Consider the following 12,836-nt stretch of genomic DNA (forward strand, 5'->3'; position numbering starts at 1 on the left):
TTGTCCATGATGGTTGGCGTCACGTAAGAGACGTGACGGGAAAGGGTTCAAGGTTTTGATTTACGGAGACCGTCTTCTTTTTCGCGGGTCGCGTCGGCCAAGGGAGACGTCCGCATTTGCAATCGCCAACGCAAACAGTGCAACTCGCCTCCAACGACTTTAGAACCTGCGCGAGTTGGAAGTCCGAAACGGTTCGTCCCGCCTCGGAAACCGTGAACCAACTCCGCTTGCGTTGAGACTGCTCGGGCCAGTTGGCGAGGGTGCCGCGGACTTCGATGCCGAACAGAACAACACGGCATAAGGCTGTCGAGCCGTCGCGAAGGATTTTCAGGTAGTCGTAGGCCCCGATCGGTTCCGAACGAACATCTCCGAATACTCCTCCTTCTTCGAACGCCTCCAGTGCGGCGACCTTTGCCGGGGTCTCCCTTTTGATGGGCCAGCCTTTGGGTACGATCCACCGCCCCCTCTCTCGCGAGGTGACCAGGAGAATCTCGAGCTCTCCACTCCTGGACCGGCGCCATGCGATGGCACCGTACTGACGGCGAATGCCTGACCCCTGGAACAACTCTAGCTTTCCATGGATGGCAGCTTTTTCAATCGCTGACACGGTCTACAATCCGGTCTTTTCGAGAGCGACGCATCGACGCCGTCGAAAACCCTTCTGAGAACGCGCATGGCAGCCATGTTGACGGATGCCCTGGCCTACGCACCACGGGCAGCGGGGTGCGGCCCTGGGCAAGGTGCGGTGACAGGTCTGGCACGTGGCGGCCAGGAACAGGGTGAACATGATGGACTCCGAGCGCACGCTGCAAAGCAACGCGCAATTAAAGCTGCACCGCGATAATTTTGGTGAGTGTTCCCGGAGCGGAGTACTGTGCGGCTGTCAGTTCATCATCAAGCCACCCCGGGAAAAAGCATATGCTTCCCCGGAAAGCCTCGAAATCAAGATGAATGTTTTCATGCACATGCCTTCCAATCTAGACATTGTGCCGATCAAAACAAGGGTTGAAACTGCCCTGCGACAAAAGTGTTCTTTGCAAACGACATTCCCGCATTTGACTTCGACGGCGTTATCGCCAAGGATAGCGACATGCAAAGTTCGCTCCCCTATTTGCCGACTTTTCGGTTGGGCCTTCTCGAAGGCCATTAGCCCTGGCCCACTTGTCGCCGAAGCGACAAGTGGGCCAGGGAGCTCTTCACTTTGATATCAACAACTCAACTGGTTTCGCTGACCGCAACACGTTCAGGCGGAATCTGATTGCGAATGTCACACGGCTTGTTCCCGCGCGGGACGAGGTTGATGTGACGTTGGCTTCAAGGCAGGAATCCGAATCCAATGTCGAAGAAAAATGGTAATCGAGAAATACGCAAACCAAAGCAGATTAAGGAAAAACCAGAGGAAATATCTGCTGTATCCCAGCAATCTCTCAAAGACGGGCGGCGTACTGGTAAGAAATAGCCGCGCTTAGATCATCCATATAAGGCGCTCTTCGAGAACCGCCTTATATGGAAACTCTTCTGTCGAACCTATCGAACAGGGTGACCGCCTTTTCCTGCTCTTCAGGTGCAACATGAGGCAGCCTGCGCTTCCAGACGGACGTAGCCAAACTTTAGCGAGCTTCAAATGGCCGAAAAAATTGAATCCTGGAGCAGGCCAAGGCTCGTTGCTAGCGCTATCTCCCATTTTAGGCTTCCTGCACTGGTGGCACGAGCCGCAGGTCGTGGGACGCTACCATCGGGTGGAGATTATTTTGGCGTTGCAGAACAGCCCCGGCGGACCCCAGCGGCCAACGCAAAACGGCGACGGCAGACGAAGCTCAGTCGGCAAAGTGGACATAACCCTTCCGAATCTCTTCAATCGGCTGAACCAGGCGGGCAGTCCCATCGCGGCAGAGTGGCCCCTTCCGTAACCGTTCGTGGTTCACGGATCAGGGGCAGTTCGTAAACAAATCACAGAACGGAGAACGCTTTTTGTCGGTCTCAGCGGCCGACCTGGAGATATGCCATGTCCAACGATCAGATATTTCGCCTCACGACCAAAGACTACACCGTCCTCGAAGTCATGCTCGACCGCTGCCTTGGGCGTGACGATCCTATGGTCCCGATCCTTCAGTGCAAGCTGTCGGCCGCCCTCGTGACGTTCCGAGAAGATATCCCGGCGAACGTAGTGACACTTGGCAGCCGGGTCACTTACAGGGTGAACGACGCCCCGGCTGAAACGCGCATCGTTGCCCATGACGAGATGCGCGGCCTAGTCGGGTCGGTTCTGTCGATCACCAATCCGCGGGGGCTCGCTCTACTGGGCTTGGCCGAAGGAGAGTGGATGACGTTCGTGAAGGCGGACGGAAGCGAAGAAACGGTATCGTTAGACAAGGTGGTTTATCAACCCGAGGCCTCACTGCGAGCAAAGGCCAAGCGTGGTCTAGCGGCGGAAAGCGGGCAAGCACCGCGCCAGCCCGCTCTCGGAGCCATGCGTGGTTCAGCAATTATTCTCCTACGGGCAGCCAAGACAATGTTCGTGAGGGATTCAAGCGGATTCGACGATCCCGGACCGTCGGCTGCTTAGCAGGCTAACGACGTATTGCTCTGGGCGCGGGCGTGATCGGTGTCACGTCCGCGTGGCGCATCGACAACGAAAGGCTTGACCTGACGTTTGCCCGCAAAAAACAGCAATTGTCGTTGACGCCATTAGGCAGAGCGGCCGAGCTCGACGTTTGGTATGGTTCCGACATGATCGGCGTAACAATGCAATTTGTCGCGGGCGATCACATTTCACACCTACTCACGCAACGGTGATAGCTGTTCAGCGAAACCGTTCGCCGACACGTGCGTTTTGTTCAGTACGATTTATCTGAGGTTCCATCATGTACGAAGCGTGGTTTTCCAAGCCGGTGTCAGTCACCACCGGCATTAGTGGAGACATTCGCAATCTCTTGAACGCGCAACAAGCGGCAGATTTGCTTGGAGGCAACTGGCGGGATGCCGGAAGTCAAAAACATCGGTCTGCGTTGAGAGCTTGCCGACAGGCCATAAACGGCGGCGTTTCCGCCGATGTTGCAAGAGAAGTTTTTGTCGAAGCTGCGCGGGAGGCGCATATTTTGATTGAATGAGATCACAGATTGTGGGGCGGATTTTTTGTCCGGCCTGCCAAGGTCCTCGATTCGTCGGTGAGAAGGTTTCCGGTCAGTCGGGCGTTTGAAAGTCCCTCACATACTTTACCGGGTCGCGATTGGGAGCCGCGTAATTGCTGGCGAGGTTGATCAACCGCACTTCAAGAAAATTCGCCTCTAGCGTCGAAGGTTACACTCGAGCAAGATGCGGCCCGGTCTCCAAAAATTTCGAACTGATCGAGGGATCTAGCGGATAGCCTCGCGCGTGAAGGGTGCCGGTCAGAATTGCCGCGCGTCATCCACACTTGTCCGCCGGCTCGACGTTGGACGTAGCGGCCTGGCTGGTGCTCCAGCATCCGCCCGGGAGCGGCGTTGCCGTTACCCTGATGACGAGTCGTCCGGACAGGCTCTGTGAGCTTCGCTTGTTCAACCTACGCGGTCTTGTTCAGCGCCATCCTGTTTTCTACGGCGGGTGCCGAAGCCCAGCAATGCCGAACGCTCGCGTTCCTCGGCTTGTTTTCTCGACCGCACGCGCATCAGATCCTTCCAGCCGACATAACCGACCAGTTGCAGGCCTTCACGGGTGACGACCGGCAGATGGGAGACGTTGGCCATCAGCAGCTTGTCGGAGAGACCTTCCAGATATTCGTCCGGATAGGCGAGCGTCACCTTGCTGCCAGCCAGCAACGCGCCAAGGGTCGTGGTGCGGTGGGTGCCGGCACGGCGCCAGCGCAGGATCGCCGGCGGATCGATGAGACCGAGCACCTGCCTGTTTTCATCGACCACCGGAAAGCTCGGATGCCGTGTCTCCGGTGCGGTCAGGAAGGCCGCCGCGCCATGTAGCGTCATTGTCGCCGGCACACTTTCGACCTGCGAAGTCATCACCTCACGCACCCTGGTCAGGGCGAAAGGGTCGACACGGTATTCGCGCACGAGGTGGTGCCCTCGCCTGGCGATCTTCTCGGTCAGGATCGAACGCTTCATCAAGAGCACGGTGACGGCGTGCGCCGCCGCGCAGGCCGCGATCAGGGGCACCAGCACATGGGTGTTCCCGGTCAACTCGACCGCGAAGAAAGTGGCCGTGAGCGGTGCACGCATCGTGCCGCCCATGGTGGCCGCCATCGCCAGCAGAGCCCAGAAACCCGGGTCCGCAGCGGGCAGAATGCCAGCGAGCACCGCCCCCATCGCCCCGCCCATCATCAGCAGCGGCGCCAGCACGCCTCCCGACGTTCCCGAACCGAGCGCCACCGACCAGATGATGGCCTTGACCACAAGCAGGATGAGTGCGGCGGTGGCAAGCGTGCGGCCGTCCAGCATGTCGGCGATGTTGTCATAGCCGACGCCGAGCGCCTGCGGCTCGATCAGCCCGCCTATGCCGACCACCAGACCGCCGAGCATAGGCCACCACATCCAGTGAATGGGCAGCTTCTGAAAACCGTCCTCGCAGGCATAGACCATCTGCGTCAAAAGCCCCGACAGCAGGCCGGCGCAGATACCGATGAGAACCCAGCCGGCAAGGCCGACGAAGGACACCTCCATGCCGCCCTGGAACGGAAAGATCGGCCCGGGCAGATGCAGCATGGTGCGCTCGACCTCGGCGATAACAGCCGCGACCGCCACCGGAATGAAAGAGCGCGGGGTCCATTCGAAAAGCAGCAGTTCGACCGCCAGCATGATGGCCGCGATCGGTGTTCCGAACACCGTCGTCATGCCCGCTGCCGCACCCGCCACCAGCAGCGTCTTGCGTTCATTGTCGGTGACCGGCAGCATCTGCGCGATCAGCGAGCCGATCGCGCCGCCCGTCATGATGATCGGACCCTCGGCACCGAATGGTCCGCCGGAACCGATCGAGATCGCCGACGACAGCGGCTTCAGGATCGCAACCTTGGCGTCGAGCCTCGAACGTCCGAGCAGGATCGCCTCGATGGCCTCGGGAATGCCGTGCCCGCGAATCTTCTCACTGCCGAAGCGCGCCATCAGGCCGATGAGCAGCGAGCCGATCACCGGGACGACGACAGAGGCATGGCCCAGCGGCGTGTCCTGCAGCTTCAGATCGGCAAGCGTGAACTGGCCAAAATAAGCAATGTTGGTGGCGAGCCGGATCAGTTTCAAAAGCGCGATACCGGCAAACAGCCCGGCTGTCGCGACCACTACGGCAATAGCCGCAACAAGCAGCACCCTGGCGTCTGTGGTGAAATCACGCAGATGCTCCGGGTTCGAGTGAGGGGTCTTCATTGCGGGCTTTGCTTCCTGGCGGCGGGCCGAATGTGGATATGCGGCACGGTCGATAAGGCCAGCCGGTTTGTCGGTGGCTATGTATCGTAACACGATATAAATATTCAAGCCGGTTTCGGCCGAAATCCGTTTGAGCTTTCGTCGGAAAACGAACACATGTCTGATATGTCGCAGCCACGAAAACCACGCCCCGCCATCAGCCAGGCCGACTATCAGCGGCTTTCCGAGTTTCGCTACCTGATCCGCCGCTTCCTCGAATTCAGCCAGATCCAGGCGGAAGACGCCGGACTGACCCCACGCCAGCATCAGGCGCTGCTTGCGATCAAGGGATATCCGGGTGGCGGACCGGTGACAGTCGGCGACCTCGCGGAGCGGCTGCGCATCCGCCACCACAGCGCCGTCGAGCTGGTCAATCGCCTTGGCGAGGCAGGGCTGGTCGCACGGGATCAGGACAAGGACGACCACCGCCGTGTGCTACTGCAGTTAACCGCGCGTGCCGACGACCACCTGGCCGACCTTTCGGCCGCGCATCTCGACGAGCTTTCGCGAATAGAGCCGATGTTGAGACGCTTGCTGCTTCGTGGCGACGAATGATCCAGACAGTTTGGGTCGACTTCATTGGCATTCGTCGCAACACTCAGCCCCTTGCCACGACGAGTTGGCGCAGCCGGTCCGACGTCACAAGAGAATCGCGACGGTACAATGAACCCGATCATGGTTTTCCATGTGAACGGAAAGACGTCGCGCCGGCACAATTCACGCCAGATCGTCTCCACCGTCGGATTCCTTCAATCGTGGGATCGCCAGCATAGTAGGCCTCGTTCAGTGCGCCAACGCTCGAACCGACAAACCATATCCGCTGCAATGCCGCGGCGCGCGAGCGAGTGCAGCATGCCAACCTGAATGGCGCCGAAGCTGCCGCCGCCCGCAAACACAAACGCGGTCTTTGCCTGCGCAACCTCCTTGGGCACGACGCACCTCCCAAATTGTGGGATCGCGGCCCCTGCCGCGATCCCACGCTCCAGCTATGGCGCCACCCTGATGTGGCCCTTCATGTTGGGGTGGAAGCGGCAGAAATAGTCGACCGCTCCCGCAGCCTTCAATGTCAGGCTTGCGGACTTCTTCGGCGGGATCATCACTTCCCAGCCACCCTTCACAGTGGCTGTGTGGGCAAACACGTCCTTGTTCACCCACTCGATCGTGTCGCCAACCTTCGCCTCGACCGTCGCTGGCGAGAAGACCAGCTTGTCGATGGTGACCTGGATGGTTTCGGCCTTCACCGGCGCGGCAACGATTGTCAGCGCCAGTGCAATCCACAGATGCTGTTTCCGCACCATCAGCGCCGTTCTCACTTCAGCATGCCGGCGACGTGTTCGGCATGCTGCTCATGGCCCTGGAAGATCTTCAGGCCGGTTTCAAGCAGGCTCTTCAACTCGGCATTGCTGGCCGAAGGGATGAGCAGCGTTTCGAGAGCGCCGTCGACCTGCTTGTGATAGGCCACCTCATTGTCGACATAAGCCTTGTCGAAGGCCGCGCCCTTGAGCTTGGCGAGCTTGGCCCGCTCCTCCGCGGCAGCTTTGGTCAGCGCCTTGCTGGTGGCGTTGTCTTCCGGCGTCACTTTGAGTTTCTTGACCAGGTCGAGCGCTTGCACATTCACCGCCTCATGGTCGCGAACCATGTCCTTGGCGAAGGCGAGCACCTCCTTGTTCTTCGACTTCTTGAGCGCTTGCTTGGCCGCCTCGACATCGATCACGCCGGCTGTATAGGCGATGTGGGCGATCTGCGGGTCGGTTGGTTTGTCGGCGGCTCGCGCGAGCGGGGCAGTGCCAAGCAGCAGCAAGGCGGCCAGGGCGGCGGTGTGACGAATAAGCATGACATCTCCTTCGCCCGGATGCGCAAATCGCATCGGGCATCGTTCTCAGTTGACGGTCATTGGATGCTGGGCGGCGGCAAACGTTCCCAGGGAATCGACGAAAGGTCAGCTTTCCAGGCCGAGTCGCCGCATCACGGCGCTGGTCAGCCTTTCGCAACGCCGGCCGGCGAAGGGGAACGCATCGAGCAGCACCGGCCCGATCTGGTCGTCCAGCGCCTTGCGCACCAGGCCGCGGGCGCGGTGCAGCCTTGTCTTGACGGTTTGTGGCCGCACGCCGAGAAGATCGGCGGTCTCTTCAATGCTCAGGCCCTCGATCACCCGCGCCACGAACACCATCCGGTAGAGATCTGGAAGGCTGTCGGTTGCCCGTTCGACAAGGGCCAGGATCTGCCGTTGCGCCATCGTCCGCTCCGGATCGTCGCTGGGGTTGAGGGGAAACTGGATAATCTCGGCCTGTGGGTTCTCGGGCATCGCCACCGTTCGCCGTCTTTTACGCAACCGGCCGAGCGCTTCGTTGATGACGATGCGCGATAGCCATGTGGCGAGCGAGGCATCGCCGCGAAAACTCTCGAGATGGGCAAAGGCCCTGACATAGGCCTCCTGGACGATGTCCTCGGCCTCGCTGTCATTGCGCACCACCCCGCGCGCGATGCGGTAAAGTCGCTGGTTATGCGTCTTGATGATGGTGCGGAAGGCAGCGCCGTCGCGCGCCATGGCGCGCTGTGCCAATTCCAGATCGCCAGAGGCAGCGATGATTTCGGTCGCGTCTCGTCGAACGTACGACATGAGCAGTCTCCTTGCCCTTTAATAGATGGGTCTCAACAACAAGGGTTCCCGAAAAATTCGTCACATCGGAATCGACGACACGAATTCGCGCCTCTGATCGACATGTTGATCATGCGCGTGGCGTGCGCGTGACGCCGCGCGATGTCATACATCCGGTGTTCGCGGCAGCCAGCTCGGCTCGCCATTGTTCGAGCCTGAGCCTACATAAAAACTGCATTCAATTACGGACAAAAATCGTTTGCTTGATTTGCCGATTGGCGAGAACATAACGTCGTGAGAGCGGAGTGATCTGGCCAACCATCTCGGTCTGCGGCACATCTCGGCGCGGTTAGAGGACACATCAGTCAAGCGCAGATGCACGCCCATTTGATCGCCCACGGCCACAGGCTTACGGAGTGGGCTTTTGGAGGCGTTACCCGCTAGCTTTTTTGAGAACGCGGACTGCATCGATTGATGTCGAACTGGTCAGGTGAACAGCGCGTCGGAAAACCCTGGAGCAAGGAAGGCGATGATGAGCGATGAAACGCTACTCGACCGGCTTCAGCGTGCCGCATTCGACTATTTCTTGCAGGAGGTCAATCCGGCCAACGGGCTGATCGCCGACACCTCGCGCGAGAATTCGCCATCCAGCATCGCCGTCGTTGGATTCGGGTTGTCGACCTATCCGGTGGCGGTGGAGCGCGGCTGGATGACGCGGGCCGAAGGGGTTAACCGCAGCCTTTCGGTGCTGCGATTCTTCCACGACAGCGATCAGAGCGACAGTCCAGATGCAACCGGGTACAAAGGTTTCTACTACCACTTTCTCGATATGCATACCGGCGCCCGCGTGTGGCGCTCGGAATTGTCGATGGTTGACACAGCGTTGCTGATCGCTGGCGTACTAGTGGCAAGCACTTACTTCAACTCAGACAGCTGCGAAGAAGCAACGTTGCGTGGGATCGCCGATGCCCTTTACCAGCGTGTCGACTGGCGCTGGGCACAAGGTGGCGAGGCGACCATCCGACAAGGCTGGAAGCCCGATTGTGGATATCTGCACTACGGTTGGGACGGCTACAATGAGGCCATTGTGCTCTACGCGCTCGCGCTGGGATCGGCGACGCACCCGATGGAGGGCGACGGATACGAGGCGTGGACCGCGACCTACCAGTGGGAGAATTTGTATGGCTATGATTTTTTGTATGCAGGGCCATTGTTCGTGCATCAATTCTCCCACGCCTGGATCGACTTTCGAGGCATTCAAGATCGCTTCATGCGAGAGAAACGCTGCGACTACTTCGAGAACAGCCGACGCGCGACCGAAGTTCAGCGCGAGTACACGCGGCGCAACCCGCACCGGTTCATCGGTTACGACGAAAACTGCTGGGGCCTGACTGCCTGTGACGGGCCCACCAACCAGTCGCCGAGGTTGGCAAGCGAGCCGCGGCGCCTGTTCGGGTATGCCGCGCGTGGTGTGCCGTATGGTCCTGATGACGGAACCGTCAGCGGGTGGGCGGCGCTGGCGTCGCTGCCGTTCGCGCCCGAGACCGCCTTGCGCGCCGCGCGCGACATGCTTCAGCGCTATCCCGAGATGCTGGTCGCGCACCAATACACGAGCAGTTTCAATCCGACTCTCGCCACTGCCAACCGGGACGCCTGGGTTTCGACCGGCCACTTCGGGCTCGACCAAGGCATCGTCGTGATGATGATTGAAAATCATCGAACCCAACTGATCTGGCGGCTGATGCGGGAGTGTCCCATTGTCGCGGCCGGATTGCGGCGCGCCGGATTCCGCGGCGGCTGGCTGTAGTGGCTTTCACGGATGACAACCATGCAACAGTTCAACGATCCAGTCTCGACAGCGCCGAATGACGTATACGAGCACCAGCGGCTAAATAACGTGCATCCAGCCGAATGGCGCAATCCACAGCCTGCCGGCCGATACAGCCTGGTGGTCGTAGGTGCGGGTACGGCGGGACTGGCAGCGGCGCACGCTGCCGCGGCACTGGGCGCGAAGGTCGCGCTGATCGAGCGTCATCTACTCGGCGGCACCTGCCTGAACATCGGCTGCGTGCCATCGAAGACGGTTATCCGCACATCGCGGCTCTATGCGGAAATGCGCCAGGCTGAGCAGTACGGCGCGCGCATTCCGACCGGTATCCGTGTCGACTTTTCCGCGGTTATGCAGCGCATGCGTGCTATTCGCGCGCACATCAGTAACGCCGATTCGGTGCAACGGCTGGTGGAGGCTGGCGTGGATGTGTTCTTCGGCCAGGCATGCTTTGCCGGATCCGATACACTAAAGGTCGACGACGGCGCCACGCTGCACTTCAAAAAGGCAATGATCGCAACTGGCGCGCGGCCGAATACGCCTTCGATTCCGGGCCTCGTCGAGGCCGGTTACCTGACCAACCGGAACGTCTTCGACCAGACCGAGTTGCCGCGCCGCCTTCTTGTCATTGGGGGCGGCCCCCTCGGTTGCGAAATGGCGCAGGCATTCTGCCGCTTTGGAGCACGCACTACCATCGTGCAGAAACGGCCGCTTTTCCTACCAAGGGAAGAGCGCGATGCCGCGCAGATCTTGTCCGATGCCTTAGCGCGCGATGGCATCGAGGTGCGGCTCAACACCCGCGTCGTCGGCGTGCGCGTGGAAGGCAGTCATAAGATCGCAGATCTAGTCAGCGATGATTTTAGGAACACGGTCGAGGTCGACGCCATCCTTATAGGCACGGGTCGAATGCCGAGTGTCGAAGGTCTGAACCTGGAGGCCGCCGGGGTTGACTACGACGCCGACAATGGCGTCCACGTTGACGATTTTCTGCGGACCACGAACCGGCGCATCTATGCTGCGGGCGATGTCTGCCTGGAGCATAAATTCAATGATACGGCCGAGGCGTCGGCTCGCATCGTGGTTCGGAATGCGATGTTCCTCGGTCGCCGGCGGCTGAGTGCGCTGACGATTCCCTGGTGCACCTACACCGATCCGGAGATCGCGCATGTCGGCCTTTATGTGCGGCAGGCTCGCGAGCGGAATATCCCGATCAAGACCTTCACCATCCCGATGCACGACGTGGATCGCGCAATCGCCGACGACGAGGAGGAGGGCTTCGTGAAAATCCACGTTAAGGAGCGGACGGATCGGATCCTCGGCGCGACTATCGTTGCGCGCCACGCGGGAGAAATGATCAGCGAGATTACTTTGGCGATGGTCGCGGGGATCGGTTTGCGCACTCTGGCTCACGTTATTCACGCCTATCCGACCCAGGCCGAAGCTATCAAGAAGGCAGCCGAAGCGTACAACCATACGCGCCTGACACCTCGCCTCCGTTCGCTGCTGCGACTATGGTCGAAGTGGTAGCCGACACGACTTTAAGGTCTTCAGTGCGAGGCGGATGAAGGCGCGAAAGGTTTACGCGAATCCGGGCATAAGAGTTTTTGCGTGAGGGTATTATGACCAGAAGTTTCAAAAGCGACGATCATGGTGAGCTGAATGTCCGATGCCGGGCGCGTCAGCATCAGCCGGGTACGCACGTGGAATTTCAAGGTTAACGGTTAGCGCCCCAATATGAAATCAAAAGCAGCAAGGCTGGGCTTATCGCCTTCCACAAAGGCTCGAGCCTCACGAAACTTGCGGCTGAGCCAATGTCGTTCAGCCAACGACCGTACGATTGATCGACGGCAGCTGTTACGCGAAGGGCAACGGCCACCCGCAGCCAAGCCCAAACGACTCCAAAAACGACCTGATGCGGAACTAACGCCGGTGGCGGATGTTAGCGTCATAGACGCCGACGTCGCTTGGCCGGCGGGGCATCGAGTGGGTCGCTGTTTGAAAGGGTTAAAGGCGCGCGATCTTATGGCGGCGCGTCGATGTTCCGAAACGAGGATATCGTCGACCTGGCGCCGCAACAAGAACACCTCGTCGGGAGTAATCCGGCCGGGTTTACGAGTTTGAGCCAATGAGACACTGGCTTGTGGTCGACCTTTCGAAAGGCTATCTCGCTGGCGCAGCTCCCGAGGATTTGAGTTTGCTCCGGGCTCTTTATGCGGATAACAAATTCGATCTGCACCCGGGCCCCCGCGTGACCGCGATCGACGGAAGGAGCAAACACGTAACACACTTGGCGTGTGACGTGCTTACTCGCCACCGGCACCTAAGCGATGGGCTTGAGATTCCCGGTACCGATCGCCCCGTACGACACGATGTGCGTCTTCCGCGTTGCGAGCAGCGATGATTATTCATGAGATGACACGAGCAGAAATTGATGCCGTTCTTTCCGAGAGCAGGCTTGGTCGCTTGGCATGTGTCAAAGACAACCGGCCGTATGTAGTGCCCATCCATTTTGCTTTTGCTGAGAACCATCTTTACAGCTTTTCGCTGCTTGGCCGGAAGATCGAGTGGATGCGGATGAACCCGTGGGTGTGCGTCCAGGTCGATCAGTTTTCTGGCAAGCGCACGTGGCGAAGTGTCGTTGTCAACGGTGTCTTTCATGAGTTGCCCGAAGACCCGGTTATGAGGTTTGATCGTGGTCATGCGTGGGACCTTCTCAGAAAACGGGTCGATTGGTGGGAGCCCGGCGGCCTAAAGCCAAGCAGCCAAAGATCGATAAGGGCACCCGAAACGATTTTTTATCGTATCCGGATTGAAAGCAGTAGCGGCCGGCAAGCCACTGTCGATGACGAATTTTAGCGCTGACCGAGACACGCGTTTCTGGCACCGGTTAGGAACATTTGCGTGAAGGCTCCGGACGTTGGGGAGCCTAGCTCCCCATAATGCTGCGTCCTCCGTGAACGAAACTCATAAGACTGGCTCTTTCGGCTCTCAATGGCTCGCGATGTGCTTGGCGCATCGAATCAAA

At 59.5% G+C, this 12,836-nt stretch carries 12 protein-coding genes; 7 read left to right on the plus strand and 5 right to left on the minus strand.

The features are described 5' to 3' along the window. Positions 1-19 precede the first annotated feature (19 nt). Positions 20-607 (minus strand): NUDIX hydrolase, encoded by a 588-nt coding sequence (locus AC1DZP_RS30335; protein ID WP_477307487.1) that lies wholly within the window; start codon positions 605-607, stop codon positions 20-22. 1,398 nt (positions 608-2,005) lie between these two features. On the opposite strand from AC1DZP_RS30335, the gene AC1DZP_RS30340 reads away from it, so the two are divergent. The 3 genes from AC1DZP_RS30340 to AC1DZP_RS30350 all read left to right on the plus strand — a co-directional run bounded on the left by AC1DZP_RS30340 (position 2,006) and on the right by AC1DZP_RS30350 (position 3,110). Then, positions 2,006-2,566: a GreA/GreB family elongation factor gene (locus AC1DZP_RS30340; protein WP_477307489.1), complete on the plus strand. Its 561-nt coding sequence runs from the start codon at positions 2,006-2,008 to the stop codon at positions 2,564-2,566. 32 nt (positions 2,567-2,598) lie between these two features. Then, positions 2,599-2,796 carry a hypothetical protein gene (locus AC1DZP_RS30345; protein WP_477307491.1) on the plus strand — a complete coding sequence of 66 codons (198 nt, stop codon included), beginning with the start codon at positions 2,599-2,601 and terminating at the stop codon, positions 2,794-2,796. Between the two features lie 68 nt (positions 2,797-2,864). Continuing rightward, positions 2,865-3,110, plus strand: a complete 246-nt coding sequence (locus AC1DZP_RS30350; RefSeq protein ID WP_477307493.1) for a DUF982 domain-containing protein — start codon at positions 2,865-2,867, stop codon at positions 3,108-3,110. Positions 3,111-3,536: 426 nt separating this feature from the next. Here the strand turns inward: AC1DZP_RS30350 and AC1DZP_RS30355 are convergent, their stop codons facing one another. After that, a complete protein-coding gene (locus tag AC1DZP_RS30355; protein WP_477307495.1) occupies positions 3,537-5,345 on the minus strand; it encodes a chloride channel protein in 1,809 nt (602 codons plus the stop codon). A 156-nt stretch (positions 5,346-5,501) separates the two neighbouring features. Here AC1DZP_RS30355 and AC1DZP_RS30360 point away from each other — a divergent pair, with 156 nt between their 5' ends. Continuing rightward, positions 5,502-5,939 carry a MarR family winged helix-turn-helix transcriptional regulator gene (locus tag AC1DZP_RS30360; RefSeq protein WP_477307496.1) on the plus strand — a complete coding sequence of 146 codons (438 nt, stop codon included), beginning with the start codon at positions 5,502-5,504 and terminating at the stop codon, positions 5,937-5,939. Between the two features lie 431 nt (positions 5,940-6,370). Here the strand turns inward: AC1DZP_RS30360 and AC1DZP_RS30365 are convergent, their stop codons facing one another. The 3 genes from AC1DZP_RS30365 to AC1DZP_RS30375 all read right to left on the minus strand — a co-directional run bounded on the left by AC1DZP_RS30365 (position 6,371) and on the right by AC1DZP_RS30375 (position 8,004). Next, positions 6,371-6,682: a cupredoxin domain-containing protein gene (locus AC1DZP_RS30365; RefSeq protein WP_477307498.1), complete on the minus strand. Its 312-nt coding sequence runs from the start codon at positions 6,680-6,682 to the stop codon at positions 6,371-6,373. Between the two features lie 11 nt (positions 6,683-6,693). Continuing rightward, the gene (locus tag AC1DZP_RS30370) at positions 6,694-7,218 is read right to left on the minus strand and encodes a DUF4142 domain-containing protein (protein ID WP_477307500.1); all 525 of its coding nucleotides are present in this window, start codon (positions 7,216-7,218) and stop codon (positions 6,694-6,696) included. A 105-nt stretch (positions 7,219-7,323) separates the two neighbouring features. Then, the gene (locus AC1DZP_RS30375; RefSeq protein ID WP_477307502.1) at positions 7,324-8,004 is read right to left on the minus strand and encodes an RNA polymerase sigma factor; all 681 of its coding nucleotides are present in this window, start codon (positions 8,002-8,004) and stop codon (positions 7,324-7,326) included. 511 nt (positions 8,005-8,515) lie between these two features. Here AC1DZP_RS30375 and AC1DZP_RS30380 point away from each other — a divergent pair. The 3 genes from AC1DZP_RS30380 (at position 8,516) to AC1DZP_RS30390 (ending at position 12,667) form a co-directional block, all read left to right on the plus strand. Next, a complete protein-coding gene (locus AC1DZP_RS30380) occupies positions 8,516-9,790 on the plus strand; it encodes a glucoamylase family protein (RefSeq protein ID WP_477307504.1) in 1,275 nt (424 codons plus the stop codon). A 21-nt stretch (positions 9,791-9,811) separates the two neighbouring features. After that, the gene (locus AC1DZP_RS30385) at positions 9,812-11,338 is read left to right on the plus strand and encodes a mercuric reductase (protein WP_477307506.1); all 1,527 of its coding nucleotides are present in this window, start codon (positions 9,812-9,814) and stop codon (positions 11,336-11,338) included. Positions 11,339-12,208: 870 nt separating this feature from the next. Further along, on the plus strand, positions 12,209-12,667 hold the full coding sequence (locus AC1DZP_RS30390; protein WP_477307508.1) for a pyridoxamine 5'-phosphate oxidase family protein: 459 nt from the start codon (positions 12,209-12,211) through the stop codon (positions 12,665-12,667). Positions 12,668-12,836: the final 169 nt, after the last annotated feature.

This window comes from Mesorhizobium sp. P2_F8, from assembly GCF_056403655.1.

Bases quoted from the DNA above. Each gene is read 5' to 3' on its own strand.
- AC1DZP_RS30355 (WP_477307495.1), bottom strand. From the start codon at position 5,345: ATGAAGACCCCTCACTCGAACCCGGAGCATCTGCGTGATTTCACCACA.
- AC1DZP_RS30370 (WP_477307500.1), bottom strand. From the start codon at position 7,218: ATGCTTATTCGTCACACCGCCGCCCTGGCCGCCTTGCTGCTGCTTGGC.
- AC1DZP_RS30380 (WP_477307504.1), top strand. From the start codon at position 8,516: ATGAGCGATGAAACGCTACTCGACCGGCTTCAGCGTGCCGCATTCGAC.
- AC1DZP_RS30375 (WP_477307502.1), bottom strand. From the start codon at position 8,004: ATGTCGTACGTTCGACGAGACGCGACCGAAATCATCGCTGCCTCTGGC.
- AC1DZP_RS30385 (WP_477307506.1), top strand. From the start codon at position 9,812: ATGCAACAGTTCAACGATCCAGTCTCGACAGCGCCGAATGACGTATAC.
- AC1DZP_RS30390 (WP_477307508.1), top strand. From the start codon at position 12,209: ATGATTATTCATGAGATGACACGAGCAGAAATTGATGCCGTTCTTTCC.
- AC1DZP_RS30365 (WP_477307498.1), bottom strand. From the start codon at position 6,682: ATGGTGCGGAAACAGCATCTGTGGATTGCACTGGCGCTGACAATCGTT.
- AC1DZP_RS30350 (WP_477307493.1), top strand. From the start codon at position 2,865: ATGTACGAAGCGTGGTTTTCCAAGCCGGTGTCAGTCACCACCGGCATT.
- AC1DZP_RS30360 (WP_477307496.1), top strand. From the start codon at position 5,502: ATGTCTGATATGTCGCAGCCACGAAAACCACGCCCCGCCATCAGCCAG.
- AC1DZP_RS30340 (WP_477307489.1), top strand. From the start codon at position 2,006: ATGTCCAACGATCAGATATTTCGCCTCACGACCAAAGACTACACCGTC.